Source organism: Devosia sp. LC5 (assembly GCF_000735585.1).
GTDB lineage: Bacteria > Pseudomonadota > Alphaproteobacteria > Rhizobiales > Devosiaceae > Devosia.
Genome location: NZ_JNNO01000001.1, coordinates 249,173 through 274,849, shown reverse-complemented (window position 1 = coordinate 274,849; position 25,677 = coordinate 249,173). Strand labels below are relative to the sequence as shown.

Below are 25,677 nucleotides of genomic sequence, written 5' to 3'. Positions count from 1 at the left end.
TTCCTCTCACCATTTCAGCTGCAGCCCGACCCGCGCGGCAACGCCTGTGCGATCACCGCCGGCCACATCGAACGAATAGCTGGCATTGGCGAAATAGCTGAATTTGTCGTTGAGCTCCCCGGTTACCCCGGCACCGATTTCAAGCACGGTCGAATCGCCCGAGGTGGTCAGCACGTCATTGTCTAGCCGCGTGGTGAAATCACCCAGGTTCTGCCAGAGATTGGCGGTCAGTTCGGGCTGGATGAAGCCGTTCTCGGTTTCGATACGGTTATAGAGCCGTGCGCCGAGCCGCCCGGTCAGCATGGTGCTGCTATCAAAGCTGATGGCGGCGAACGGATCGCTGGCATCGCCGAAATTGGCATAATGCACGATGGCCTGCGCCTGCGGCTCGATTGCCCAGCCGCCACCCAGCGCGATGGGGTGGCCGGCCTCGATGGATCCGGTAAGGCCGTACCCATCGACATCGATGCCCACGCCGCGGGTCGAGGTGACGTCGCCGGTGTAATAGGACGCCATCACCACGCCATCGAGGTAGAAGCCGTCTTCATTGACGCGAGTGGCATAGGCGCCGATCGACGCTGCGCCCAGGCCCAACGTGCCGGTATCGTAATTGGCCCAGCCCAGCGCAAAGCCGCGCAGATCCCCGCTCATATGCGAATAACCGGCAAAGATTCCGGCTTGCGTGGCCGAGCCGTCCTCGCCCACGACCGAATAGAGATCGGTGCCGGCCTGGAAGCCGCCAATGGTGCCGTCGAATGTGGGCGCCACGGTGCCCGACCAACCAGCCGTCAGCGAGCTGCCCAGCGCCCGGAACCAGGCATTGCGCTTTTCGGTGCCGGCGTTGGGCAAATAGGCCTGCTCGCCGCGCCGGTTATGGAAGGTCGACAGCGATTCGATCGCCAGCAGATAGGCCGATGGCTGCAGCGCCGCGTAGTTGGCGGCCTCGATGCGATAGAGCGGCACCACACCGCCTGCCAGCAATAGTGAGGCATCGGGTAGGGTCGCGTGGCTGGTCGGCGCAACGATGGCATATCCCGCTGGCGTCACAACCGGCATTGTCGGGATTGCCGGTGGCGGTGAGCCCGGGGGCAACGGTCCGTCCTCGGGCGGCGTCGGCAAGGGCTCGGGGGTGGCCGCCGGAGGCGGTATTGCGGCAGGGGCTTCCGGATCCGGCGCCGGATCGACCGGGGCAGGGGGCAGCACTGGGGCAATCGGGGCTTCCCCCTCGTTGATCGTGCCCGGCGCTACGGGCGCTACGGGCTCAGGCGGCGGAGGCGGGGGCACCGGGACCGGCAGCAGTTGGGAGCGCAGATACCAGTTCTGCTCTTCGCCTGCCGCAACGCCGCCGCGGAACAGGAAATATTCGTAGGCGCCCGCAGCAACGGCCCGATCGAGCACGAAGGCATCAGGGGCTGTGCTACCACCATTGGCCGCCTGCACCACCATGATGCCGCTGCCCGTGGTGCCGCCACCGGGGCCGCCCGCATTGACGATGCCGATGCCGGTAAGGCCATTGGCCAATCCACCGGAGATGATGAGCTTGTCCGAGGGCGCTCCATCCACACCCAGATAGGTATCAAGCAATACCGAGCCGCCAATGCCGGTATAATTACCCTGGATTGTCAAAGTGTCGGTCGGGCTTGGCGCGCCAAGCTGCGTCATCTGGATGACGCCGGCATTGTTGACCTGAACCAGAGAACCGGCCACGGCAGGGGCGATACTGGCGGCGCCGCTGGCAATCAGATAGCTGCTCGAATCGATATCGAGCCGGCCGGTCAGGCTGGTCGCATCGCCGAGTACCAGATTGTCGCTCAGGCTGAGGCGCGAGCCATTGTTGAGCTGGATAGTCTCCCAATTGATGAACTGGCCGCCGTTGACGGCGGAGCTGTTCTCGAATTTGAGAGTGTCGCTGGCAACAGGTGCACCGGCTGCGGCGCCTTCGCCACCATCGATATTGCCTGCCGCGGCAATAGTGGCGGCGCTTAGATTGCCAAGCGTGGCGACATCGGAATCGGCGCCCATCAGCACATGGTTGAAAATGGCACCGCCAGTCCAGTCGAAGGTGTCATTACCGAAGCTGGCACGTATCTCGCCCTGGACCGAGCCATCGGACACCTGGATCACGTCATCGCCGCCGCTGGTGCTGATATTGCCGCCAATGGCGCCGCCGGACACCACGATGGTGTCGAGGCCGAAGCCGGTAACCAGATTGCCCAGAATCTGTCCGCCGCTGAGATAGTAGAAATTGTTGGCGAGTTTCATGTCGACACGGCCGATCGTGCCGCCGCTCTGCTCGGCGTAGTCGCCGTCCACAAAGGCGCCCGTGATGGTGCCGCCAGTCATCAGGAACGTATCGTAGCCATCGCCTTGCTGCAGGGCCGCAACGGTGCCGCCGCTCATTTCAAAATGATCGATGCCGCTGCCCTGTTCGATGCTCGCCGTCGTGCCCGAGTGGATCATCACCGAGTCGGCCCCTCCACCGAAGGCAATGGTGCTGGTAATGACGCCAGTGCTGCCGGAGGGCAGGGTCAGGCTATTATTGCCATCCGGATCGAAAAAGCCGGCAGAGGTGCCGGAGTCGCACACATAGGTGTCGTCTCCCGCCGTGACGACAAATACGCAAGCTGCGGTGGTGCTGCCTGTACTGGCTAGCAGTACTGAACCAGAAATTGCTGAAATTACAGTGAGTTGGTGCTTAAGATTTGGCTTGAAAGTCAAGGTTGGCCTCCGCGATTTTAACGCCGTCAACTTTGAATCGTCTCGCAGGAACTATCTTAGGCTCACTTCCGCGTGAGTGACTACCCGGAGTTTGCGCTGCGTTAATAATTAGTACTGTCAGCTTGATAGCCGAACCGGTGGAGCCAAGCCTGCCGGCAGCGCGCGCGGTTTTGGGAGTTTCCCACAGGCCACTGAAACTTCTTCAAGAAAGGGGGTTTTCGCCGCTTGACTTCACATGGGGGGCTGGGTACATCGACCCCACGTTGCGCAGACAAGTTGAGTTTGCCGCTGCGGGAGTAGCTCAGTTGGTTAGAGCGCCGGCCTGTCACGCCGGAGGTCGCGGGTTCGAGCCCCGTCTCTCGCGCCACCTTCCCCCCTTCATTTCGTTGAAGAATTTGGAATGGTGGCTGCAACCCTTGAGGGGGCGTTCCCACTTTTTTGCCGGCAGATCTCACCATTTTCAGCGGTCTTAGGCCCGGCGAGAAAAGTGCCGGATGCACATTGCGGCCAGGCCCGCGCGAAGCTATCTGGTGCGCAACACAGGCGGTCCCTCCGCGAACACAAGGCGCATTCCGGCATGATTCCAGATTTTCTCGTCACCCATTCCGGTGGCTTCCATGCCGATGAATTGCTGTCCAGCGTCATCCTGACCCGGCTTTTCCCGCAGGCGCGGCTGGTGCGCAGCCGGGCGCCCGAATGGATCACGGCCGGGGCAGATCGCGTCATTTATGATGTGGGCGGCGCCTATGATGCCGCAGCGCAGATATTCGATCACCATCAGCGCGGCGCTCCGCTGCGCGAGGATGGCCAGCCTTATTCCTCGTTTGGCCTGATCTGGAAGCATTTCGGCCGCCAGTATCTTGCCGCTTCGGGCATTCCCGAGGCCCATATCGAAGTCGTGCACGCCGCGTTTGATGGCAGCTTCGTGCTGCCGGTCGATCTGGTGGACAATGGTGCGCTGAGCCCATCGGGGCCACTGGCGGGACTGACCCTGCCGGCGCTGCTGGAAACCCTGAAACCGGTTTTTGACGAGACTGACCCCGACGCCGAGGATCGCAGCTTCCACGCCGCCCTGGCCATTGCCCGCAGTTTCGTTGAAGCCAGAATAGCGCGCAGTGCCGCAAAGTTGCGGGCCGAGGCGTTGGTCGAGCGGGCCATCGAAACCGCAGGGCAGGGGCGTGTATTGGAACTGCCCATGGGCATGCCTTTCCGCCCCGCGATCGTAAAGGCTGGAGCCGATCACCTGCTGTTCGTCGTGCATCCGCGCGACAAGGATTGGTGCCTGACCACGATCCGGCGAGCCGACGAAGGCTTTGAAGTACGCGCCGACCTGCCGGCCGCCTGGGCCGGTTTGACCAATGGCGATCTGGAGGCCGCCTGCGGTGTCGCGGGCGCGAGCTTCTGCCACAATGGCCGCTTCATCGCCGCCGCCAGGACCCGTGAAGCGGCTCTGGCCATGGCGGAAGTTGCGGTGCGGGAGGCTGTCGCCATGGAAGCCATTGCCAGCTGAGGCGAGGGCGCGTCGCTAGGCGTCGAGGAAATCCAGCGCCTTTTTTACGAATGCCTCGTGATATTGGAAAATCGCGGTGTGCCCGCCATCCTCGTAGAGAACCAGTTCGGCATTGGGAAAGCGCCGGGCCATGTCGATGGAATTGCTGGTGGGCACCATGCGGTCCTGGTCGCCATTCACCACAAGCACGGGTTGCAGCACGCGTGACAGGTCGGTAGGCCGCTCCAGTCCAAAGGCATGCACGGCCTTGAGCTGCTGGTAGAAGGCACCAAGCGAGATAGCTTTGTCGCGATTGGCGGTCCGCTCCTTCAAGCGCTGCAGGAACGCGCCTGCCGCCTTCTTGCCATTCTGGGTCTGAGTAAAGAACAGGTAGTTCTTGGGATCCTTGAAGGTCAATGCGGCGCGGACCATGTCGAAGATGGTGACCTGGGTTATCTTGTCGATGCCGCTGCCACCCGCCGGTCCGGTGCCCGCCAGGATGATCTTGCGGACGAGTTGTGGGTCCAACTGGACAATCTTCTGGGCGATGAACCCGCCTAGGGACAGGCCCAGCAGATCGACCTGGTTGAAGCCGAGCGCCCGGATGAAGGCGATCGCGTCGCGGGCCATGGCCTCGATCGTATCGGGAACCTTGCCCGGCGATGCGCCGACCCCGCGATTGTCGAAGGTGACGACATGGCGTTTTGCCGCGATGCCATCGACTACCCTTGGGTCCCAATTGTCCAGAACGGCAGTCAGGTGGGTGAGAAAGATCACCGGTACGCCTGCCTTGGGTCCGAGTTCCCGATAGGCGAATGCCGTGCCGCCCGCATTTGTCGTCTTGGTCGGCACGTCCTGGTGCTTGATTGCGCCAATTGGAGATGGCTGCAGGCTCATGACAATTTCTCTTCTACCGGCTGGCGGGGGGCGAGCAATTGCTTTGCCGCCGCGGCGCCAGCGGCGAGAATGCGGTCCGAGAGTTCGGCCCCATCCACGGCGCGCGATAGCTCAAGCGTACCGATCAGGGCTGCGAAAATGCCAAAGGCCACATTTTCGCGTTCGCTGACATCGCCCGGAAGGTCTGCTGCGACGAGACGGATGAGGTTCAGAACATGTTCGGTATAGACTTGTCGCGTCTGGGCTGGCTCGCGGGCGACTTCGGGTAAGAGCGCGGCTGAAGCGCATCCCGTGCCCGGATTGTCGCGGTGCCCGGCCGACAAATAGGCGTCGATGGCCAATGATAGCCCGCCAGCCTCCAGCAACTCGCGCGTTTGATCCGACTGATCCTTGAGCGCTGCCGCGAGGGTCTCGCGCACCAGCGCTGCCTTGGACGCAAAGTGCGGGTAGAACGCGCCATTGGTCAGTCCCGCCGCGCTCATGATCCCAGCCAGACCCGATGCAGCAATGCCGTCCGAGCGGAACTTCTCGGTCGCTACGTCCATGATCCGCTGGCGCGAGGCGTCTTTTCGGCCCTTCTCGTAACGCATGGAGGTCTCCTTGGCTGTGCTATTGCAATATGATCATAATACCACTAAATGAACGTAATACAATAGACGACCCGGTGGGGCTCGTTGCATTCCGGAAAGCCACGAAAATGAAAGCCTTCATCGTTGATCGCTACGCAAAGGACACCCCCCTCCGGTTCGGCGACGTTCCAGAGCCGGAGGTCGGACCAAACGATGTGTTGGTGCAGGTCCACGCCGCCAGTTTGAACCAGTTGGACTCCAAGATCAGGGATGGGGAATTCAAACTCATCGTGCCCTATGCACCGCCCTTTATCGCCGGCCATGACGTGGCCGGGGTGGTCATTCGCGTCGGCGCGAAAGTCAGGCAGTTCAATGTGGGCGACGAAGTCTATGCCCGGCCGCGCGATGGGCGGATCGGCACATTCGCCGAATATATCGCCATGGACGAAGCGGACGTGGCGCTGAAGCCAAAAAACCTGAGCATGGAAGAGGCCGCCTCCGTTCCGCTGGTGGGGCTGACCGCCTGGCAGGCGCTGGTTGAACGGGCGGGCCTTCGCAAAGGCCAGAAGGTGTTCATTCAGGCTGGTTCAGGCGGCGTTGGCACCATCGCCATTCAATTGGCCAAGCATCTGGGCGCAACAATTGCCACCACGACCAGCGCGGCCAACGCCGATCTGGTCAAAAGCCTCGGTGCCGATATCGTCGTCGATTACCGCAAGGACGACTTTGAGCAGGTTCTGTCGGGCTATGACGTCGTCCTCAACAGCCAGGAGAGCAAGACACTCGAAAAGTCCCTGCGGATACTGAAACCCGGTGGGGTCGCGGTGTCGATCTCGGGTCCGCCCGATCCCGAATTTGCCCGGGAGAAGCGCTTGAACCCGCTGCTGAATCTGGTCCTGCGTCTGCTCAGCGCCAGCATAAGGCGGCAAGCCAGGCGTGCCGGTCTTCGATATTCGTTCCTGTTCATGGCCGGCAATGGCGCACAATTGGCCAGGATTACCGCGCTCATCGAGGCGGGCGTCATCCGCCCGGTGATCGACCGCGTCTTCCCGTTCGAACAGACCAACGAAGCGCTGGCCTATATCGAACAGGGCCGTGCCAAGGGCAAGGTGGTGATCAAGGTCAGGTAGGCGCCCGTCTAAACCCCCAGTACCATCGGTGTCTTCCGCTCGACGCTGGCGCTCAGCGGCAGGTCGGCCGAGGATAGGCCCGCCCGCAGCGTGAATGTGCCGGCTTCCACCAGCCAGTGGTGGCCGGTCTCGTTGTAATAGGCGAAGCTGCGGGCATCGAGTTTGAGGGTCACCTTGCCGGTTTCGCCGGGCGCCAGCTGCACCTTGTGAAAGGCCTTGAGTTCCTTTGCCGGGCGGGGCTCCGACGAGTCTTGGTCGCTGACATAAAGCTGGATGACGGCCGAACCGGTCCGCGATCCGCTATTGGTCACGGCAAGGCCGACACTGATCTCGCCATCGCTTTCGAACCGGCTGTCGTCCACCTTGAGGGCGGACAGCGTGAAGCTGGTGTAGCCCAGCCCGAAGCCAAAGGGGAAAAGCGGCGTGAGGCCCAGCCGGTCATAGTGGCGATAGCCCACGAAGATGCCTTCCTCGTAGCGCACCTTGCCCTCCAGCCCCGGATAGACTTCGCGATCCTGGCTATGCGCGGGATTGTCGGCCCAACGAACTGGAAAGGTCTGCGGCAGGCGCCCGCCGGGCTCGGCAGCGCCCGTCAGCACATCGGCGATGGCATTGCCGGCTTCCTGTCCGGGATACCAGGCCTGCAATACTGCCGCGACCGAACCGACCCAGGGCATTTCCACTGGGCCACCGGTCTGCAGCACCACGATGGTGTTCGGATTGGCCTGGGCCACCGCCGCCACCAGCTCGTTCTGCCGCCCCGGCAGCTCTATCGATAGCAGGTCGCTGCCTTCGGTATCCCACTCGCCATTGCGGCCGATAAAGACTAATGCGACATCGGCATCGCGCGCCGCGAGCACCGCCTCTGCAATGGCCTCGTCGCCCAGGGGATATCCGATGCCGCAGGCGAAGGCTGCAAGGCCCAGCGTGGCGAATGCCTTGGTGGCAAATTCGATCGCCACTTCATAGCTGCGGCCGGCCTCCAGGGTCACCGAGCCGGCGACTTCGTCAGAGCCCTCCTCAAAAAAGGTGCGGCCCTTGCTCCAGTTTGTCCAGGCGTCGGCAATCAGCTTGCCATCGACAAACACCTTGGCAAAGCCAGCCGAATAGATACCCACGCGATGCTCGCCACTCACCTCGGGGGTGAACTGGCCCGTGATCCGCGCCGAAAAATGCAGCGGGTCCACCTTGCCGCCGCCCACATTGCCGATCCAGAAGGCCTGCGCCTCTTCCTGAGTATCGATATGTACCGGCGTGCCCGCCAGTTTTTCGTTGTCGAAATACTCCACGGTGAAATTGCCGCGCAGCACCGGCTGGAATCGCTCGTTGGTGCAGCCCTGCGCATAGCTCAGGCGGTCCTCGCCAATGGCTGAAACCAGTCCCTGCCAGGGCGAAATGCGATAATGCGCGTTGAGCTGGGCGCTGCCGCCGCCCATGATCTGTGCAGTCTTGGCATTGGGGCCGATCACGGCGATCTTGCCTTCGCCGGCCAGCGGCAGAACGCCGTTGTTCTTGAGCAGCACGGCGGCCTCGGCCCCGGCCCGGCGGATGAGCGCACGGGTTTCCGGCCGGTCATCGGCGCGTTCGGCATGCGGGCGGTGATCATCGAGCGAGCCAACCCGCTCCATCAGCCGCAGCATAGCCCGCACGCGCTGGTCCACGATCGCTGCATCGACACTACCGGCATTGATCGCATCTACCAGCTTCTGCCCGCGATCGCGGGTGGGGCCGGGCATTTCCAGGTCCAGCCCGGCAGTCACGGTTTCGACCGTGGAATGGCTGCCGAACCAGTCGGACATGACGATGCCGTCATAGCCCCATTCATCGCGCAACACGGTGCCGAGCAGCCAGTTATGCTCCGAAGTATAGGTGCCATTGAGCCGGTTGTAGGAGCTCATGATGCCCCAGGTGCCGGCCTTCTTCACCGCAGCCTCAAAGGGAACGAGGTAGATTTCGCGGAGCGCCCGCTCGCCCACTTCGCTCGAAATGGTCGTGCGCTCGATCTCGCTTTCATTGCCCGCGAAGTGCTTGATCGTGGCGCCGATCCCTTGGCCCTGCAGTCCCTTGATGTAGCCTACTGCCAGCTCGGCGGTGAGGAGCGGGTCCTCCGAATAGCATTCGAAATTGCGGCCATTGGTCACCGAGCGATGGATATTCACCGTGGGCGCCAGCAGTATATGGGCGCCTTTGGACTTAACCTCGTCGGCCAGCGCCGCGCCGATCTCTTCGAGCAGCGGCACATTCCATGTCGAGCCCAGGGCGATGCCTACGGGGAAGCTGGCCGATTTCACCCCGCCGATCAGCGACCCGCCGCCACGCGCGCCATTGGGGCCGTCCGTTACGCGCAGCTTGCCGATATTCAGGCGCACGATTGCCGGCACACTCCAGAAATCCTCGCCGGAAAGGATGGAAACCTTCTCCTCCAGCGTCATGGCGGCCAGCAGCTGCTCGATCCGTTCGGAATTGCTCAAAATATTCTCCCCGACGCCTTGGGTGCCCACATCTGCACCGATCACCATGGCCTTATACGTGGCCAACGGTGCCGCAGGAAGATCGATACCAGCAACGCTTTTGCGAAGTTCCCAACGTTCCGGTCAGCATCGCGCGCACTCGTCAAATGCGACGCCAATCGCTAACACATGCTGCGTTTGTGTGACGAGGATCGAATCGTGAAAAAATGCACTTGTGGGGCAGGGCGGCTTACCACTCCAAAACGATTTTGCCCTTTTCGCCACCTGCGGCCAGCTCAAACGCCTTGGCGTAATCGTCCGCGCTCATCCGGCGCGTGATGACCTTGCGCACATCGAGCCCCGATTCCAGCATGGCCAGCATCTTGTGCCAGGTCTCGAACATTTCCCGCCCATAGATGCCGCGCAACGTAATCATCCGGAACACGATCTTGCCCAGATCGAAATTGAACGGTCGGGCCGGCACGCCCAACAGCGCGATGCGCCCGCCCATGACCATGTGGTCGATCATCTGGTCGAGTGCCGCGGGCGATCCGCTCATCTCAAGCCCGACATCGAAGCCTTCCTTCATGCCGAGCTTTGACATCACTTCGCGCAGGTCTTCATGGGCGATGTTGACCGGAACGACATCGGCCACTTCCGCCGCCAGTTTCAGCCGCTCGGGATTGACGTCGGTGATTACCACGCGCCGCGCGCCCACATGGCGGGCCACCGCGGCGCCCATGATGCCGATCGGGCCGGCGCCGGTCACCAGCACATCTTCGCCCACAATGTCGAATGCCAGTGCGGTATGGACGGCATTGCCGAGCGGATCGAGGATTGCGCCCATCTCATCATCGACGCCGTCGGGCAGGGGGATAATGTTGAAGGCTGGTATCCTGACGAATTCGGCAAAGGCGCCCGGCAGGTTGACGCCAATGCCCTTGGTTTCGGGATCGAGATGGAATTTGCCCGCCCGGCTGGCCCGGCTTTTCATCCCCACAACGTGGCCCTCGCCGGACACGCGCTGCCCGACCTTCAGGTTACGCACATCGGCTCCAATAGCGGCAATTTCGCCGGCATATTCGTGGCCGGTGATCAGCCCCACCGGCACGGTTTTGGCTGCCCACTCATCCCAGTTGTAGATATGGATATCCGTGCCGCAGATGCCGGTTTTGTGTACCTTGACCAATACATCTTCGGGTCCGATCTCAGGAATTGGCCGGTCTTCCATCCAGATGCCGCGTTCCGGCCTGGCCTTGACGAGCGCTTTCATCAGATGATCCCCAATTCCCGTCCTGCTTCGGCAAAGGCGCCGATGGCGAAGTCCACGTCCGCTTCGCTCAGCGCCGCTGACATCTGAGTGCGGATGCGCGCCTTGCCCTTGGGCACGACGGGGAAGAAGAAGCCCGCGACATAGACACCGCGCCTGTCGAGCGCCGCCGCCAGTTCCTGCGCTTTGGTCGCCTCGCCTAGCATTACCGGGATGATGGGTGTCTCGCCGTCGAGCAGATCGAAGCCAGCGGCTGAAAGCCCGGCCCGGAAGCGTCTCGTGTGCGCCATCAGCGTTGCGCGCCGGTCGTCAGCCTGATCGGCCAGCTCCAGTGCTTTCAACGATCCGGCAGCCACGGCCGGCGCCAGCGCATTGGAAAAGAGATAGGGCCGCGCGCGTTGCCGCAGCAGGTCGATGGCCTGTTGCGGTCCGGCGATGAACCCGCCCATCGCCCCACCCAGCGTCTTGCCGAATGTGCCTGTGATGATGTCCACCTCGGCGCCGGTCAGCGCACCGGTGCCGCGTCCCTTCGGGCCCAGATGTCCTGTCGCGTGGCAATCATCGACCGCGATAATGGCGTCATATTTGTCAGCGAGCGCCCGGATTTCGGCCAGCTTGGCGATATGGCCGTCCATCGAGAACACGCCGTCGGTGACGATCAGCCGGAAGCGGCTGCCCTCCAACACCGCCAGCTTCAGCTGGTCTTCGAGGTCGTCCATGTCGCTGCTGGCATAGCGGTAGCGCTTGGCCTTGGACAGGCGCACGCCGTCGATGATCGAGGCATGGTTGAGAGCGTCCGAAATAATGGCGTCGTCCGAGCCAAGCAGGCTTTCAAACAGCCCGCCATTGGCGTCAAAACACGCTGCAAAGAGAATGGAATCGTCCTTGCCGAGGAATTTGGCCGTTGCCTGCTCGAGCTCGCGATGCAGGTCCAGCGTGCCGCAGATGAAGCGCACCGAGGCCATGCCGAAACCATAGTGTTGGATGGCGTCGATCGCGGCAGCGGCGATTTCAGGGTGGTCAGCGAGGCCCAGATAATTATTGGCGCACAGATTGACCATTATACGGTCGCCCACTGCGATGCGGCCACCCTGCGGTCCGGTGATTTGCCGCTCACGCTTGAGCATGCCTGCATCAGCTATGCCGTCGAGCTCGCTTTGCAGATGCTTGAGAAAACCGGAATCCAATGGAACCTCCTCCTGACGGATATTCCAATATAACGGAAACGATGCCGCAACAATGGAATTCTAGCGGTAGAGCAGAACCAGCAGGCCCGTGGCGGTCTCGGTTCCGCCATTCGAAATGGCATGCGGCACGTCGGCAGGGTAGCGGGCGGTCTCGCCGCGCTTCACTTCTGCTTCGCCCCGGCCGCTTCTGATGATGAGGCCATCGGTCCAGGCCGTGAAATGTTCCACCGCGCCCTTGGCATGGGCTTCGCTGTCCAGCCGCCCGCCTGCCGCGATCTCGACCGCGTACCATTCCGTGTGGCCCGCCAAACGGGGCGGGCTCAGGATCTTCAGCCGGCAAAGTCCATCCCCGCTCTTGATCTCGGGCGTATGGGGCGCAGGCGTGATTTCAATGACGTCGTGTTCATTGGCGGTGCCGCCGCCCGCGATGAGGTCGGAAAATTCCAGCCCCAGCGCCTGGGTCAGGCTCCACAGCACCGCAAAAGTGGGATTGGCCTCGCCCCGCTCGATCTGGCTCAGCATCGATTTGGAAACCCCAGACATCCCCGCCAGAGCCTCAAGCGTCAACCGCCGCGCCTTGCGCTCGTTCTGGACAACCGGGCCGATTTTCGGGCTGGAACTCACCATCACACTCCTCACTCCTTTCCGATATAACGGATGATGCAGTGAGGTGTCCATTCCTGGAGCAGCGTCCCGCGTTGCCGTTTCGGCAATCGGTCGTACGACATTCGGCGCTTTAATCGAACGGGGGAGGTGGCCATTATGGCTCGAGGAGACCTGAGACATGACCTATGTGATCACCGAGACCTGCATTGACATCAAGGACGGCGCCTGTGCCTCGGTTTGTCCGGTGGACAGCATCTATGAGGGCGGGCGGATGTTCTACATCCACCCTGACGAATGCATCAATTGTGGCCTGTGCCTGTCAGTCTGTCCGGTCGATGCCGTTGCCTGGGAAGGCGACATCGCCGAAACGCAGAAGGGCTATATCGCGGTAAACCGAGACTTTTTTGGCCCGGAGGTAACCAATATGGGGTCGCCCGGAGGCTGGGAAAAGTCACGCTCGACCCCGCTCGATCACCCTGTCGTAGCCGCTCACCGGCCCCAATCGGCACAGTAGCCGCAGACCGCCTCGATCAATATGCCATTATAGCGCCGCACGCGGATCTTTGCGCGCCAGACGCTGCAATAGATACTCGATTTCGGCCTTAGCGGCAGCGGTCAGGCTGCTGCCGGGCTTGCGCTGGGCATCGCTGGCAATGGCGCCGCGCTTTTGCAGCACATATTTGCGCACCGCCAGCCCCACGCCCTGCTGCTGCTCGTAGCGCATCAGCGGCAAATGGGCGTCGAACAGGTCATGTGCCGCCTCGCGCTCGCCCCGCTGCTGCATGCTCACCACATCGGTCAGCATGTCGGGAAAGGCGTAGCCAGTCATCGCACCATCGGCGCCGCGCTCCATTTCGAAATCGAGGAACAGCCCGCCATTGCCGCACAGGATCGAGATATCCCGCATTTCGCCGGCCTTCTGGAACCCGCGCAGCTTGCTGATCTTTTCCAGCCCCGGCCAGTCCTCATGCTTGAGCATGACGCAGGAGGCGTGATTGTTGACGATGGTGCGGATGACATTGGGCGTCATCACCACGGTCAGGGTCAGCGGATAATCCTGGATGACGAACGGGATGTCCTCGCCAATGGCTTCGACTGCCTGGGCATAATAGGTGACGATCTGTTCGTCGGTGCGCAGGGCGGGGGGCGGGGCGATCATGACGCCGGCGGCGCCGAGGTCCATCACGTTGCGCGCCAGCGACCGCATTGCCGCAAAGCCGGGCGCCGACACACCAACGATGACGGGCACCCCGGCCCGGTCCACCACCTGCCGGGTGATCTGCAGCGATTCCTCGGGCTCGAGCTTGGGCGCCTCGCCCATAATGCCCAGAATGGTCAGGCCAGTGACGCCGGACTGCACATAGAAATCGGTCAGCCTGTCAACGGAATTGGTGTCGAGCGCGCCATCGGGGTGGAACGGCGTGGCGGCGATGGCGTAGACGCCATTGGTTTGCGGGGACAGGGGCATGGCATTCCTCGGATATCGGTGCGGCGCAGTATCCACACATATCGCTGCGGGTGAAACTGTCTTCCCATATCTTGAGACGATAGCTAATGTTTATTGATGGACACGCAATTCCTTGAAACCTTCGTCTGCGTCGTCGAGCAGGGCTCGATGGCCGAAGCGGCTCGACGCCTCGGCATCACCGCCGCCGCGGTTGGTCAAAGAATGCGGGCTCTGGAGGCAGAAATAGGTGTACCGCTCGTGGCGCGCGCCGGCCGGCGCGTCAGTCCCACCAGTGCCGGGGCGGCGCTCGTCGAGCCTGCGCGCCGCATTCTGGGGGAAGTCGCCAACCTGCAAACCGCCGCTCAGCCCGACCAGCCGGCCGGGCGCCTGACGCTGGGCTGCATCAGCACGGCCTTGACCGGCCTGATGCCCATGACCCTGCTCGACCTGCGGCAATCGGCACCCCGGCTCGAACTGGTCCTGGCGCCCGGCGCGAGCCCGGATTTGTTCGACCGCGTGCGCAACCGCGAACTCGATGCGGCCATTATCGTGCAGCCGCCCTTCGTCATGCCCAAATCCATGCAGTGGCAAACCGTCCGCCGCGAGCCGCTGGTGCTGCTGGCGCATCGCGAGCTGGCCTCGCGCAGCGTGGCCGACCTTCTGAGCGCCCAACCCTTCCTGCGCTATAATCGCGCCAGTTGGGGCGGGCGGCTCGTCGATATTTATCTTCGCCGGACCGGAATAATCCCCCAGGATCTGGTGGAGCTTGACGCGCTCGAAGCTATTGCAGTGATGGTCGATCAGGGCCTGGGCGTCGGCATCGTGCCCGATTGGCCAAAGCCCTGGCCGCATTGTCCCAATATTGTGGCCCTGCCGCTCGAAGAGATCACCGCCAAGCGCAATGTCGGCGTGGTCTGGCGCCGCGGCACCCCACGCCAACGGCTGGTCCAGGCGCTGCTCGAAGCCGTCACAGCGCGCTAATTCTCCGACAGTAGCAGAAATTCCGAGCGTTGCCTTTTCGGCAATTAAAACCGCGAATTTTTGAACTTCTTGAGAACGGCATCCTGGGCCATCATCGGTGACGTCGCGATGACAACCCGGAGAGGGAAAGCCGGGGACACTGCAACAGGGAACGCAGCTCATGTCCATTTTTACGATGAATCGTCGCCGCTTTGTTCTTGGTACCGCCGCGCTGGGAGGCATGGCTGCCACCCATAGCCTGATCGGCGTGCAGGCGGGGCTGGCGCAGGATGTCGCCAAGGTTCGGATGCAGCTTGGCTGGCTCGCCTCCAATGGCATTCTGGGAGAAGTCGCTGCCATCAAGAAGGGCTTCTTTGCCGAGGAAGGCGTCGAGCTCGAAATCGTACCCGGTGGTCCCAATATCGATGGCGTGGCCGGTGTCGCGGCTGGCCAGTCGCAATTGGGCATGACCTCATCCAGCCCCGCCATCATGCTGGCGCGCTCGGCCGGCATTCCCATCAAGGCGTTCCTCGCCGGCTACCAGAAACATCCCTTCTCCTATTTCTCGCTGGGCAAGAACCCGATCCGTACGCCGCAGGACATGATCGGCAAGACCGTCGCTACCCAGCCCTCCGCAGTCATCCTGCTGCGTGCGCTGCTGGCCGCCAATGGTATTGCCGAGGATCAGGTCAGCATCGTCAATATGGGCGCGGATATGAACCAGCTCATCACCGGCCAGGCCGATGTGGTGACCGGCTGGAACACCAATGTCGAGGCCATGCAGATTCTGGGCCCGGACGCCGTCGAACTGATGCTGTGGGATGCCGGACTGCAGCTCTACGCCAATGTCTATTTCGCCACCGACGACCAGATAGACAACCACGGCGATGTGCTCGCCCGCTTCACCCGGGCCGCCGCCAAAGGCTGGGCCTATGTGCGCGACAATCAGGAAGAAGGTGTGGATATGCTGGTGGAAGCCTATCCCAATATGCAGCGCGCGCCTGAGCTGTTGGCGGTCGGGGCGGTGTCCAACTATTCCTTTGGCGAAACCACTAAAGCCGATGGCTGGGGCACCATGAGCCCGGCGCTCTGGGAAGCGCAGATCAAGACCTATGCGGATCTGGGGCAGTTCTCCGGCACTGTGCCCACGCTCGACGACGTCGTCACCTTCTCGGTGCTCGATGCCACTGTCGATGCGCGCAGGGCGGTGGGCTGACCATGTTGGCAGCTCTGGAACAGAATCTGGAAACGAGCGCGAGCCATCCCGCCATTTCGGTCAGGAACGTCTCGGTGCGTTTCGGCGAGGGCAGGGGCGAAGTCACCGCGCTGTCCGACGTTTCGCTCGACATTCCCGAGGGCGGCTTTGTCACCATGCTGGGACCCTCAGGCTGTGGCAAATCCACCTTGTTGCGCGCCATAGCCGATCTGGTGCCGACCAGTGGCGGCGATATTTCCGTGCTGGGACGCTCGCCCCGGCAGGCCCGCGAAGGCCGCGATTTCGCCTTCGTCTTCCAGGACGCCACTTTGCTGCCCTGGCGCAGCGTCATCGACAATGTGCGGCTGCCGATCGAGGTCGGCAAGAAGAACGGCGCCAGTTTTGACGACCCGCACAAGCTGCTGGCCATGGTTGGCCTGGCCGGCCGCGAAGATGCGCTGCCGCATGAGCTTTCCGGCGGCATGCGCCAGCGCGTCGCCATTGCCCGGGCACTGGTGACCCGGCCGCGTATCCTGCTGATGGACGAGCCATTCGGCGCGCTGGACGAAATTACCCGCGACAAGCTCAATGAGGAATTGCTGCGCATCTGGCAGGAGACGGGGACGACCATTGTCTTTGTGACCCATTCCATTCCGGAAGCCGCGTTCCTGGGCCAGCACGTGCTGATGCTCAAGGCGCATCCGGGGCGGGTCAAGGACTTCATGAAGGTGGATTTCCCCTCCGGCCGGTCGCTGGCCATTCGCGACACCGTCGAATTCATCACGGTCACCGCGCGCCTGCGCACGATGCTGGAGGAATGTCTATGACTGACGCGCTCTCCAACCCCGTCACCAGTAACGTTGAGCCGAACGAAGGCTTCATTCATCGCTTCGGCGAAGGTCTGCAGCGCAGCTTGCCCGTCATTCTCACGGCAGGTGGCCTGCTCATCGTCTGGCAGGTGGGGGTAACCGTCTTCAACGTGCCCACCTTCATGGCGCCCAGTCCCACTGCAATCGCGGTGGCGCTTTACGAAAATGCCGGCACGCTCTGGCGTAATGTCCAACCCACCATGCTCGAAGCCGCGCTGGGCTTTGTGTTCGGCAACCTCTTTGCCATCCTGCTGGCGATCTGGTTCGTGCACAGCCCCACGGCCGAGCAGGCGGTCTACCCGCTCGCGGTCTTCGTCAAGGCCATCCCGATCATCGCGCTGGCGCCGATCCTGGTCCTCATCTTCGGCAATGGTCTGACACCCAAGATCATTATCGCGGCGCTGATCTGCTTTTTTCCCACGCTGGTGAACATGGTTCAGGGTCTCAAATCGGCCAGTCCCGCCATGCTCGATCTGATGCGGGTGCTCTCCGCCAGCCCCAATGAGATCCTGTGGAAGGTCCGCATCCCGGCATCCCTGCCGTTCCTGTTCGCAGCCTTGCGCATTGCCGCCACCAGTTGCGTCATGGGAGCCATCGTCGCCGAGTGGATCGGATCTACCTACGGGCTGGGGGCGCTGATCATCGACGCCACCTTCAATTTCCGCTCGGCGCTGCTCTACGCCACCGTGGTGATCGCGGCATTGCTCGCCGTGCTCCTGTTCTCACTCGTTTCATTGGCGGAAAGCCGCATCGTCCGGTGGAAGCCGGCCGCGTCCGAATAGGCGCGAGGAGGAATTTACATCATGCAATCCCCAATCGTTTTGCCGTCCCGGCAGGTCAATGTCGTGGATCGGTCGGATGTCGTCGTCGTCGGTGGCGGCCCAGCCGGCATTTCGGCGGCCATCTCGGCGGCCCGCAACGGCGCTAGCGTGACCCTCTTGGAGCGCTATCCCTATGTCGGCGGCCTGGCCGCCGGTGGCATGGTCCTGGTGCTCGATGACATGATCAACGGCACTGAGGTCACCGTCAAAGGCATCTGCGTCGAGATGATCGAGCGCATGGAGCGGAAGGGTCTAGCCGTAGTGCCGAGCGAGAATGACCGCACCATCGAATTCCGGGATACGCCGGAAGCCTGGCAACGCTGGGCGCGCTGGGGTCTGTTCGACTTTCATGTCCAGAGCAATCCCAACCCCCATCCTGTCTGCTACGCCGCAGCGTTCGATCCCGATGCTTTCAAGCAGACCTCCTACGACCTGCTGACCGACGCCAAGGTCAAGATCCGCCTCCATAGCTGGTTCTCCTCGGCCATTGTCGAAGACGGCCGGATCACCGGCGTCGTCTGCCAGACCAAGGCTGGCCTTGAAGCCATCATGGGAAGCGTGGTGATCGACACGACCGGCGACCTCGACGTCGCCGCCAGTGCCGGCGCCGCCCATACCAGTTCGGACTTCATCCTCACCACTGTCTCCCGCTGGGGCGGGGTGGATACCGATGCCGCCGAGCGCTTCGAGCGCGAGGAGCCGGAAAAGTTCAAGGCGCTCGATCACGAAGCCAAGCGTCTGATCGGCGGCTGCTGGTCGTTCTGGTGGCTCAAGACGCCGCTGCCGGGCGTGGTCTGGCTCAATTGCCCGCACATGCCCAAGCTCAGCGGCATGAAGGTAGAAGACCTCACGGCCGCTGAACTCGAGGGCAGGGCCCGTATCGGCCGCCTGCTCGATTTCGCCCGCGAGAACCTGCCGGGCTTTGAAAAATCCTACGTGGTGGATTTTGCGCCCCAGACCGGCGTGCGCCAGACCCGCCTGCTCGAAGGCGCCTATGTCGTCAGCAAGGACGATGTCATGCATCGCCGGCATTTCGAGGACACAGTGTGCCGGGGCCGCGATTACTACACGCCCTATCGCTCCATGCTGCCCAAGGAGATCGACCAGCTCATCGTCGCCGGCCGCCACTATTCGGCGACGCCCCAGGCCCAGAAATCGAGCCGCGAAATCCCGCCCTGCATGGCCATGGGGGAAGCAGCCGGTGTTGCTGCCGTGGTTTCGCTCAATGCCGGCGTTACGGCGCGGCACGCCGACATAGCCGAAATACGCCAGCGCCTGCGTGCCCAAGGCGCCGATCCCGGCGATATTCCCTCCGCCAACGCCCTCTTTCTGGAGGCTGCAGAATGAGTTCCCTTCCGCTCGACGGCATCCGCGTCGTGGATTTCACCCAGGTCATGCTGGGCCCGTGCTGCACGCAGATGCTGGCCGACTACGGCGCCGAGGTGATCAAGGTCGAAAAGGCCAAGATCGGCGACCTCTCGCGCTGGTCGCTGGGATCCGACCCCGACGGGCTTAACAATCCCGTCTTCACCTCGCTCAATCGCAACAAGAAGAGCCTGGCGCTGGACCTCAAGACCCCGGAAGCCCGCGCCGCTGTGCTCGAATTGCTGCGCAGCGCCGATGTGGTCGTCAACAATTTCCGGCCCGGCGTCATGGAGCGCATGGGCTTTGGCTATGACGATCTGAAGAAAATCAACAAGCGGCTGGTCTATGCCGTGGGCACCGGCTTCGGCCTCGAAGGCCCTTACCGCCACAAGGGCGGCCAGGACACACTGGCCCAGGCCCTGACCGGGGTGATGGAACGCAAATCCGACAACAGCCACCCGACAGCCGTCTATTCGACGACGCTGGCCGATTACTCGGCCGGCATGCATCTGGTGCAGGGCATCTTGCTGGCGCTGCTGCATCGCGACCGTACCGGCGAAGGCCAGCAGGTTGCCGTCAGCCTCTACAGCTCGCTCATCGCCATGCAGATGCAGGAAGGTACCATGCATCTGATGCGCGGCAAGGAACTGAACTGGTCCGCCTTCCCGCTGACCGGCGTGTTCGAGACCACCGACGGTGCGCTCGTCATGGTCGGGGCGTTCAAAACCAATCCCCTGCAGGACATTTGCACCGCTCTGGGCATCGAAGATCTGTCGCAAAAGCCCGAACATAAGGACTTCGACGCCCAAATGGCCACGCGCCCGGCGCTGCAAGCCGTGTTCCGTCAGCATTTCGCAACCAATACAACAGCGCATTGGCTCAAGCGCCTGGAAGACGTGGACATTTTGTGCTCCGAAGTGCGCTCGCTCCCCGAGGCTTTGGCCGACGAGCAGACGCTGATCAACAAGCTGATCCTCGATGTGGGCGAGACACCAGCCGGCCCGGTGCGTGTCATCGGCTCGCCCATCGACATGTCCAGTGCGCAAGTCTCCATCCGCCTCAAGCCGCCCATTCTGGGCGAGCACAATGAAGCGATCCTGGCCGAGCTGAAGCAGGAAGCGGCAGAATGAGTGTCGAGTACAGCGTCGCCGATCGCATTGCCCGCGTCACCCTCAACCGTCCCGAGCGGATGAATGCGGTCGATCCCGCCACCGAAGCCGAACTCGAAATGGTATGGCGCGATATCGAGAGCCGCGCCGACATCAGCTGCGTGGTGCTGACCGGCGCCGGCGAAAAGGCCTTCTGTGCCGGTGCCGACCTAAAGGGCGGCGACAACGGCATCGAAAAGTCAGGCCTGCAATATTGGTCGCAGAGCCACCCGCACGGCTTCGGCGGCATTGCCTATCGCAAAAGCATGGACGTGCCGCTGATCGCCCGGGTCAACGGTTTTGCCCTGGGCGGCGGCTTCGAAATAGTACTGGGCTGCGACATCGTCATATCAGCCGACACCGCCAAATTCGGCCTGCCGGAGGCCCGTGTCGGCCGCATGCCACTCGAGGGCGGCATGATCCAGTTGCAGCGCAAGATTCCGCACAATCTGGCCATGGGCGTCATGCTGACCGGCAAGCGCTTCACCGCCGCCGAAATCGCGAGTTACGGCTTGATCAACGAAGTGGTGCCGCTGGCCGAACTCGACGTCGCCGTGCAGCGTTGGGTCGATGACATCGTGGCCTGCGCGCCGCTCTCGCTCCGCGCCATCAAGCAGACGGTCAACCGCACGTCCCACCTGCCGCCTGCCGAGGCGCAGGCGCTGCGCACCCCGGCGCTGATCGCCGCCCTGGTCAGCGAGGATGCCGGCGAGGGCGTGCGAGCCTTCCAGGAAAAGCGCGCTCCGGTATGGCAGGGCCGCTAGCGCATTTCCCGCGCCATGCTAGGACTAGGTGACCAAAGCGATTTTTCACGACAGGCCCGCCATGCATGCCAGCATCCTGCGTTACTTTGCCGAGGTGGCGCGCTCCGGCTCGATCCGCAAGGCATCCGAGGAATTGCATGTCGCAACCTCCGCGCTCAGCCGGCAGATCAAGAAGCTCGAGGACGAATTGGGCACGCCCTTGTTCGAGCGGTTTTCCGATGGCCTGCGGCTGACCCATGCCGGGGAAATCGTGCTACGGCACGCCACCGAGACGCTGCGCCATTTCGATTTGATGCGGTCGGAAATCGGGGAAATGCGCGGCAAGCGCACCGGGCGGGTGCATATTGCCTGCCTCGATAGCCTGGGCATTCAATTCCTGCCCGAATTCGTCCGCCGGTTTCATCAGCAACATCCAGCGATCGATTTCCGTATTCGTACAGAGAGTTACAACACGATCTTCAAGCTGCTTGCCGAGGGCGATTGCGATATCGGCATCACCTTCGATCTGGCCCGGCCGCCCGATATCGACGTGGTCACGGGGGTACGCATGCCGCTCCGCGCCATCGTGGCCAGCGGCCACCCGCTCGCCCGGCAAGCCAGTGTCACCCTGCAGGAATGCGCGCAATTTCGCCTGCTGCTCCAGCTCGACCACGAAGTGATGAGCTCGATCATTGCCTGGGAACTGGGTTCGCTCGATCGCGTCAGCCGCACCTTTGTGGCGACCAATAGTCAGATGATGCTGAAGCCGCTCATCCTGTCCGGTGATGGCATAGCCTTTTTCACCTGCATCGGCCTGCTAAAGGAGCTGGAGGAGGGTCTGGTCAAGGCTGTTCCCATTGCCGGCCTGCGCCTCAGTCCGCTGGAAATGGCTGTAGTCACCCCCAACCGCCGGCAATTGACCGGCGCTACCCTGCTCGTCGCCGAACAACTCGCGCTCGACTTGCAGCGCTTCGCCGACCGCATCTACGCCGTGGCCCCGCTGGAGGGCACATAGCCCGAACGGCGAGCCGGCAAGACCCTGACGGGACCGGCGGCCGATTAGGGCTCGCTATTTCCGGCGCTTCGCAAATCTGGCAGACTGGGGCAGCGTGAAATCGGGCGGGTGGCATGGATAGGGTCACGAGGCTGGAGGGCTGGTCGTCGCCAATAGTGGAATCGGTGACCCATACAAGGTTCACCGAGGCCGGCAGCATGCTGATGCGCCCGGATGGTTGCTGGGACTTTGCCATCCTCAAATCGGCAGACCAAACCATCGTGCTGCGCACGGGCCTCACCACGACCGCCGTAACCCACCACTACGCCGCCGGCGACGAAATCCTCTCCATTGCCTTCAAGGCCAGCAGCTATATGTCCCTGATGCCCGGCGAGCAGATGCGCGACAAAGGCACCGTGCTTGAAACCATCGGCCGGGACCGCTTCTGGCTCGGCACTGACGTGCTCGAAATCCCGACCTTCGACACCGTGGACAGTTTCGTGCAGAAGCTGGTGCGCCACAGCCATGTCGAGGATAATAGCCTCGTCGCCTCCGTCGTCTCGGGCCACCCCATGGCCATGTCCGAGCGCACCATGCAGCGGCACTTTCTCAAGACCACCGGGCTCACCTACAAGACATTCACCCAGATCGAACGCGCCCAAAAGGCGCTGGCGCTGCTGCAACAGGGCCGGCCCGGCGCCGATGTGGCATTTGCCCTGGGCTATGCCGATCAGCCGCACATGATCCGCTCGGTCAAGGCCATTATGGGCGTGACGCCCGGCAGGCTCGCCCGCGACTGAAACTTGTCGGAAATCTTCAATCCCGCAATCGCCCCGCTGGCTAGAAAGGATGCACTTTCAACACCAGCAAGGACGCAGCAAATGACCGACATCACCCCGTTCAAGATTGCCATTCCCGAAGCCAAACTGACCGATCTGCGCCAGCGCCTGGCCAATACGATCCTGGCCAATGAGGTGCCCGGCGCTGGTTGGAGCTATGGTCCCACGACCAGTTTTGTCGCCGGCATGATCGATCGCCTGCAAAACGGTTTTGACTGGCGCGCCCAGGAAGCCGCCATCAACCGGCATTCGCAATTCACCACCGAGATCGATGACCAGACCATTCATTTCCTGCACGTCAAGGCAGACACCGGGAATGCAATTCCGTTGCTGTTGCTGCATGGCTGGCCGGGCTCCTTCGTCGAATTTCTCGGCGCCATCGAGCCGCTGACCGCCGCCGGCTTCGATCTGGTTATTCCCTCGCTGCCCGGTTTTGGCTTTTCCGGCCCGACACGCGAGGCCGGCTGGAACGATGGCCGCATCGCCAATGCCCTGCTCGAATTGATGTCGCGCCTTGGCTATCAGCGCTTCGGCGTGCAGGGCGGCGACGCCGGGGCGGTGATCGCGCCGGCTATCGGCCGCGCTGCGCCCGATCGGGTCATTGGCGTTCATGTCAACGCCGCCACCATGGGCTTCATCCCGATGGGCCCGATCGAACCCAGCGAGATCGCCACTTTCAGCGATGCCGAAAAGACCCGTCTGCAACGCCTGCAGCAATTCATGGCCGAGCGCTTTGGCTTCAATGCGTTGCAGTCCAGCCGGCCCCAGACAGTGGCATACGGCATCACCGACTCGCCCGCGGGCCTTATTGCCTGGCTGGGCGACATGTTCGCCGGCTTCGGCGATAGTCCCGATGCCGTGGACAAGGACAAGTTCCTGACCAATCTTCTGGTCTACTGGTTCACCGGCACGGCCGCCTCTTCGATCCGCCTCTACTACGAGAATGCGCATGATCCAGAGGCGTGGTCACCCAAGCCGAATTCGGGCGTTCCTACCGGGGTGGCCGTTTTCGCCCGCGACGAAGTTGCCATTCGCCGCTTCAGTGAGGATGGAAACACTATTGCCCGCTGGACGGAACTGGACAGCGGCGGCCATTTCGCCGCGCTGGAAGTGCCCCAGGTTTGGGCGGCCGAGGTCGCGGCCTTCTTCACCAGTCTCAAATAATGCGCAGGGGAGTGGTGGCCGTCGCCGCCGCTTCCCGCTTCATTTCGACGTGATACTGCTGCTCTGGCGCGGGCTTTGCCCGTATATAAAGCCTAGCCGCGTATAACAGCTCGCAAAGGTTCGTCTTATGGCCAGATCATCCGCCATCCCGTTGACTGCTCCGACGACCCGTGCCGCCCTGGCCGCGCTGTTTTTCGTGCCGGTCCTGTTGCTTGGCGCCTGGCAGGCCGGGGCGAGGGCCGAAGAAAAGCCTGTTGTCATTCCCGCGCCCTCCAGTGATATCACCGAATCCGGGCCGACCGCCACGGCCGTCTTTGCCGGCGGTTGCTTCTGGGGTGTGCAAGGCGTGTTCCAGCATGTGGTCGGCGTCACCAATGCGGTCTCAGGTTATTCCGGCGGCGCTGCGGAGACGGCGACTTACGAGCAGACCGGCAGCGGCACCACCGGCCACGCCGAAACCGTTGAGGTGACCTATGATCCAGCTGTGGTCAGCTATGGCCAATTGCTGCAGATCTACTTTTCGGTCGCGCACAACCCGACCCAGCTCAATTACCAGGGTCCCGATCACGGCACGCAATATCGCTCGACGATCTTTCCCGTCAGCGATGCGCAGGCGGAACTGGCCCGGGCCTATATTGCCGAGCTCGACAAGGCCGGTTTGTTTGAAGGGCCGATCGTCACCACGATAGAGCCGTTCGAGGCATTCTATCCCGCCGAGCAATACCACCAGGATTTCCTGACGCTGAATCCGACCTGGCCCTATATCGTGGCCAATGACCTGCCCAAGATCGCGGCACTCAAGGCGCTGTTCCCCGACGAATATCGTGACGAGCCGGTGCTTGTCGGTACATTATAAAGAGAAGGGCAGGGCGCAGCCATCGGCGGTGACGCATATGCAAACTACTGGCAGTGCCATTTTTTGGCCCCTCGATGGGCACCATTCTGCCAGCAAGCAGTCGTAGGAGTAAGTGGTCGGGCCGTTACGGAACCAAGCAGACAAATCGCGGGTTCCTGTCGCAGACGGTCTCAATAGCAGGGAGAACAGCGATGAAACTGTTCAACGCATTCGCTATCGCCGCAATGACCGCCACCCTCTCGACAGGGGCCGCTTGTGCGGCCGACATGATCACCGTTCCCACGTCCACGCCGGTTGAAATGCCCGTTGCCGAGCCGGCGGGTTTCGACTGGACCGGCTTTTATGCGGGCGTCTACGGCGTCGCGCAGAATGGCGAGGCCAGCGGCACGCAATATGGCCTGGGCGTCCAGGCGGGCGTCAATGCTCAGTTTGACTATTATCTATTGGGTGCCGAAGTGGCCGTACAGGGCCTGGCGGGCAATGATGGGGTCGGGGAGACCAGCTATGGTCAGATTCTGGGCCGCGCGGGCCTGGCCGTCACCGATGATGTGGCCGTCTATGCCGCGGGCGGCTATGGGCTCGATCTTGGTGCGCCTGAGGAAGATGACATGCTGTTCGGCGCGGGGGTCGAAATGGCGATCTCCGGCAATGTCTCGGTCGAAGCGCAATATCTGCGCAGCTTCCCCCTCTCGGGTGATAACGCCAAGAACCAGTTTACCGTTGGCGCGAACTATCACTTCTGATTCTTGACAAGCGGTCCAATAGCCCTGTCTATGGTGGGGCTATTTCGTTTTCGGGCAAGGCTTTGTGCAAGCGCAGTGCCCTGATTCTGCCGTCTGGTGACCATGGGCAGGCGCCAATCAAGCCGCATTTGTATCAAATTGAACCAATTGCGCGGTATTGATGCAACACAAGCCCCCAAATGGTCATTGAATCTTATCCGAGCCTCCAAATTTGCCC

Annotated in this window: 23 protein-coding genes and 1 tRNA gene; 16 read left to right on the top strand and 8 right to left on the bottom strand. The window is 62.3% G+C overall.

Annotated features, from left to right (window positions below; translation table 11 throughout):
- Positions 1-6: 6 nt before the first annotated feature.
- Positions 7-2,586, bottom strand: coding sequence for an autotransporter outer membrane beta-barrel domain-containing protein (locus tag FF80_RS01315; protein ID WP_052153036.1), 2,580 nt, complete (start codon positions 2,584-2,586; stop codon positions 7-9).
- A 422-nt stretch (positions 2,587-3,008) separates the two neighbouring features.
- Here FF80_RS01315 and FF80_RS01310 point away from each other — a divergent pair.
- Positions 3,009-3,085: transfer RNA gene (locus FF80_RS01310), tRNA-Asp, on the top strand.
- Positions 3,086-3,295: 210 nt separating this feature from the next.
- Positions 3,296-4,228: an MYG1 family protein gene (locus FF80_RS01305; RefSeq protein WP_035096914.1), complete on the top strand. Its 933-nt coding sequence runs from the start codon at positions 3,296-3,298 to the stop codon at positions 4,226-4,228.
- A 15-nt stretch (positions 4,229-4,243) separates the two neighbouring features.
- On the opposite strand, the gene FF80_RS01300 is transcribed toward FF80_RS01305, so the two are convergent.
- Both FF80_RS01300 and FF80_RS01295 read right to left on the bottom strand, forming a co-directional pair.
- The gene (locus FF80_RS01300; protein ID WP_052153035.1) at positions 4,244-5,104 is read right to left on the bottom strand and encodes an alpha/beta hydrolase; all 861 of its coding nucleotides are present in this window, start codon (positions 5,102-5,104) and stop codon (positions 4,244-4,246) included.
- Positions 5,101-5,694, bottom strand: coding sequence for a TetR/AcrR family transcriptional regulator (locus FF80_RS01295; protein ID WP_035096913.1), 594 nt, complete (start codon positions 5,692-5,694; stop codon positions 5,101-5,103). The genes FF80_RS01300 and FF80_RS01295 overlap by 4 nt, the downstream gene beginning before the upstream one ends.
- Positions 5,695-5,801: 107 nt before the next feature.
- Here FF80_RS01295 and FF80_RS01290 point away from each other — a divergent pair, with 107 nt between their 5' ends.
- Positions 5,802-6,803, top strand: coding sequence for an NADP-dependent oxidoreductase (locus FF80_RS01290; RefSeq protein ID WP_035096912.1), 1,002 nt, complete (start codon positions 5,802-5,804; stop codon positions 6,801-6,803).
- A gap of 8 nt (positions 6,804-6,811) precedes the next feature.
- Here FF80_RS01290 and FF80_RS01285 read toward each other — a convergent pair whose 3' ends face one another.
- The 4 genes from FF80_RS01285 to FF80_RS01270 form a co-directional block, all read right to left on the bottom strand.
- On the bottom strand, positions 6,812-9,235 hold the full coding sequence (locus FF80_RS01285) for a glycoside hydrolase family 3 C-terminal domain-containing protein (protein WP_035097053.1): 2,424 nt from the start codon (positions 9,233-9,235) through the stop codon (positions 6,812-6,814).
- A gap of 268 nt (positions 9,236-9,503) precedes the next feature.
- Positions 9,504-10,526 (bottom strand): L-threonine 3-dehydrogenase, encoded by a 1,023-nt coding sequence (gene tdh, locus FF80_RS01280; RefSeq protein WP_035096911.1) that lies wholly within the window; start codon positions 10,524-10,526, stop codon positions 9,504-9,506.
- On the bottom strand, positions 10,526-11,710 hold the full coding sequence (locus FF80_RS01275) for a glycine C-acetyltransferase (RefSeq protein ID WP_035096909.1): 1,185 nt from the start codon (positions 11,708-11,710) through the stop codon (positions 10,526-10,528). Before FF80_RS01275 ends, tdh begins: the two co-directional genes overlap by 1 nt.
- A 60-nt stretch (positions 11,711-11,770) precedes the next feature.
- Entirely contained in the window at positions 11,771-12,337 is a 567-nt protein-coding gene (locus tag FF80_RS01270; RefSeq protein WP_035096907.1) for an XRE family transcriptional regulator, read from the bottom strand.
- Positions 12,338-12,494: 157 nt separating this feature from the next.
- Between FF80_RS01270 and fdxA the strand changes: the two genes are divergently transcribed.
- The gene (gene fdxA / locus FF80_RS01265; protein WP_035096904.1) at positions 12,495-12,830 is read left to right on the top strand and encodes a ferredoxin; all 336 of its coding nucleotides are present in this window, start codon (positions 12,495-12,497) and stop codon (positions 12,828-12,830) included.
- Between the two features lie 27 nt (positions 12,831-12,857).
- On the opposite strand, the gene FF80_RS01260 is transcribed toward fdxA, so the two are convergent.
- Complete coding sequence (locus FF80_RS01260; RefSeq protein WP_035096902.1) at positions 12,858-13,784, bottom strand: dihydrodipicolinate synthase family protein; 927 nt, start codon at positions 13,782-13,784, stop codon at positions 12,858-12,860.
- A 96-nt stretch (positions 13,785-13,880) separates the two neighbouring features.
- Between FF80_RS01260 and FF80_RS01255 the strand changes: the two genes are divergently transcribed.
- The 12 genes from FF80_RS01255 to FF80_RS01200 all read left to right on the top strand — a co-directional run bounded on the left by FF80_RS01255 (position 13,881) and on the right by FF80_RS01200 (position 25,460).
- Complete coding sequence (locus FF80_RS01255; protein WP_035096900.1) at positions 13,881-14,744, top strand: LysR family transcriptional regulator; 864 nt, start codon at positions 13,881-13,883, stop codon at positions 14,742-14,744.
- 160 nt (positions 14,745-14,904) lie between these two features.
- Positions 14,905-15,939, top strand: coding sequence for an ABC transporter substrate-binding protein (locus FF80_RS01250; RefSeq protein WP_035096898.1), 1,035 nt, complete (start codon positions 14,905-14,907; stop codon positions 15,937-15,939).
- A 2-nt stretch (positions 15,940-15,941) separates the two neighbouring features.
- The gene (locus FF80_RS01245; RefSeq protein WP_152558219.1) at positions 15,942-16,745 is read left to right on the top strand and encodes an ABC transporter ATP-binding protein; all 804 of its coding nucleotides are present in this window, start codon (positions 15,942-15,944) and stop codon (positions 16,743-16,745) included.
- Positions 16,736-17,569 carry an ABC transporter permease gene (locus FF80_RS01240; RefSeq protein ID WP_052153034.1) on the top strand — a complete coding sequence of 278 codons (834 nt, stop codon included), beginning with the start codon at positions 16,736-16,738 and terminating at the stop codon, positions 17,567-17,569. Before FF80_RS01245 ends, FF80_RS01240 begins: the two co-directional genes overlap by 10 nt.
- A 21-nt stretch (positions 17,570-17,590) precedes the next feature.
- Positions 17,591-18,955 (top strand): FAD-dependent oxidoreductase, encoded by a 1,365-nt coding sequence (locus tag FF80_RS01235; protein WP_035096893.1) that lies wholly within the window; start codon positions 17,591-17,593, stop codon positions 18,953-18,955.
- On the top strand, positions 18,952-20,103 hold the full coding sequence (locus FF80_RS01230; protein WP_035096891.1) for a CaiB/BaiF CoA-transferase family protein: 1,152 nt from the start codon (positions 18,952-18,954) through the stop codon (positions 20,101-20,103). The genes FF80_RS01235 and FF80_RS01230 overlap by 4 nt, the downstream gene beginning before the upstream one ends.
- Complete coding sequence (locus tag FF80_RS01225; protein ID WP_035096890.1) at positions 20,100-20,885, top strand: enoyl-CoA hydratase-related protein; 786 nt, start codon at positions 20,100-20,102, stop codon at positions 20,883-20,885. Before FF80_RS01230 ends, FF80_RS01225 begins: the two co-directional genes overlap by 4 nt.
- Positions 20,886-20,946: 61 nt before the next feature.
- The gene (locus tag FF80_RS01220) at positions 20,947-21,879 is read left to right on the top strand and encodes a LysR family transcriptional regulator (RefSeq protein WP_035097051.1); all 933 of its coding nucleotides are present in this window, start codon (positions 20,947-20,949) and stop codon (positions 21,877-21,879) included.
- A gap of 113 nt (positions 21,880-21,992) precedes the next feature.
- Positions 21,993-22,658: a helix-turn-helix domain-containing protein gene (locus FF80_RS20770; RefSeq protein WP_081917139.1), complete on the top strand. Its 666-nt coding sequence runs from the start codon at positions 21,993-21,995 to the stop codon at positions 22,656-22,658.
- An 81-nt stretch (positions 22,659-22,739) separates the two neighbouring features.
- Complete coding sequence (locus FF80_RS01210; protein WP_035096889.1) at positions 22,740-23,861, top strand: epoxide hydrolase family protein; 1,122 nt, start codon at positions 22,740-22,742, stop codon at positions 23,859-23,861.
- 127 nt (positions 23,862-23,988) lie between these two features.
- Positions 23,989-24,717, top strand: a complete 729-nt coding sequence (gene msrA, locus FF80_RS01205; RefSeq protein ID WP_052153032.1) for a peptide-methionine (S)-S-oxide reductase MsrA — start codon at positions 23,989-23,991, stop codon at positions 24,715-24,717.
- A gap of 191 nt (positions 24,718-24,908) precedes the next feature.
- A complete protein-coding gene (locus tag FF80_RS01200; RefSeq protein ID WP_035096887.1) occupies positions 24,909-25,460 on the top strand; it encodes an outer membrane beta-barrel protein in 552 nt (183 codons plus the stop codon).
- The last annotated feature ends 217 nt before the right edge of the window (positions 25,461-25,677 follow it).

Excerpts from the sequence above, each read along its gene's own strand:
- FF80_RS01230 (WP_035096891.1), top strand. The coding sequence starts at position 18,952 with ATGAGTTCCCTTCCGCTCGACGGCATCCGCGTCGTGGATTTCACCCAG.
- FF80_RS01290 (WP_035096912.1), top strand. The coding sequence starts at position 5,802 with ATGAAAGCCTTCATCGTTGATCGCTACGCAAAGGACACCCCCCTCCGG.
- FF80_RS01285 (WP_035097053.1), bottom strand. The coding sequence starts at position 9,235 with ATGACGCTGGAGGAGAAGGTTTCCATCCTTTCCGGCGAGGATTTCTGG.
- FF80_RS01305 (WP_035096914.1), top strand. The coding sequence starts at position 3,296 with ATGATTCCAGATTTTCTCGTCACCCATTCCGGTGGCTTCCATGCCGAT.
- FF80_RS01300 (WP_052153035.1), bottom strand. The coding sequence starts at position 5,104 with ATGAGCCTGCAGCCATCTCCAATTGGCGCAATCAAGCACCAGGACGTG.
- msrA (WP_052153032.1), top strand. The coding sequence starts at position 23,989 with ATGGCCAGATCATCCGCCATCCCGTTGACTGCTCCGACGACCCGTGCC.
- FF80_RS01235 (WP_035096893.1), top strand. The coding sequence starts at position 17,591 with ATGCAATCCCCAATCGTTTTGCCGTCCCGGCAGGTCAATGTCGTGGAT.
- FF80_RS01200 (WP_035096887.1), top strand. The coding sequence starts at position 24,909 with ATGAAACTGTTCAACGCATTCGCTATCGCCGCAATGACCGCCACCCTC.
- FF80_RS01295 (WP_035096913.1), bottom strand. The coding sequence starts at position 5,694 with ATGCGTTACGAGAAGGGCCGAAAAGACGCCTCGCGCCAGCGGATCATG.
- FF80_RS01245 (WP_152558219.1), top strand. The coding sequence starts at position 15,942 with ATGTTGGCAGCTCTGGAACAGAATCTGGAAACGAGCGCGAGCCATCCC.
- tdh (WP_035096911.1), bottom strand. The coding sequence starts at position 10,526 with ATGAAAGCGCTCGTCAAGGCCAGGCCGGAACGCGGCATCTGGATGGAA.
- FF80_RS01225 (WP_035096890.1), top strand. The coding sequence starts at position 20,100 with ATGAGTGTCGAGTACAGCGTCGCCGATCGCATTGCCCGCGTCACCCTC.
- fdxA (WP_035096904.1), top strand. The coding sequence starts at position 12,495 with ATGACCTATGTGATCACCGAGACCTGCATTGACATCAAGGACGGCGCC.
- FF80_RS01250 (WP_035096898.1), top strand. The coding sequence starts at position 14,905 with ATGTCCATTTTTACGATGAATCGTCGCCGCTTTGTTCTTGGTACCGCC.
- FF80_RS01240 (WP_052153034.1), top strand. The coding sequence starts at position 16,736 with ATGTCTATGACTGACGCGCTCTCCAACCCCGTCACCAGTAACGTTGAG.
- FF80_RS01260 (WP_035096902.1), bottom strand. The coding sequence starts at position 13,784 with ATGCCCCTGTCCCCGCAAACCAATGGCGTCTACGCCATCGCCGCCACG.
- FF80_RS20770 (WP_081917139.1), top strand. The coding sequence starts at position 21,993 with ATGGATAGGGTCACGAGGCTGGAGGGCTGGTCGTCGCCAATAGTGGAA.
- FF80_RS01255 (WP_035096900.1), top strand. The coding sequence starts at position 13,881 with ATGGACACGCAATTCCTTGAAACCTTCGTCTGCGTCGTCGAGCAGGGC.
- FF80_RS01270 (WP_035096907.1), bottom strand. The coding sequence starts at position 12,337 with ATGGTGAGTTCCAGCCCGAAAATCGGCCCGGTTGTCCAGAACGAGCGC.
- FF80_RS01220 (WP_035097051.1), top strand. The coding sequence starts at position 20,947 with ATGCATGCCAGCATCCTGCGTTACTTTGCCGAGGTGGCGCGCTCCGGC.
- FF80_RS01210 (WP_035096889.1), top strand. The coding sequence starts at position 22,740 with ATGACCGACATCACCCCGTTCAAGATTGCCATTCCCGAAGCCAAACTG.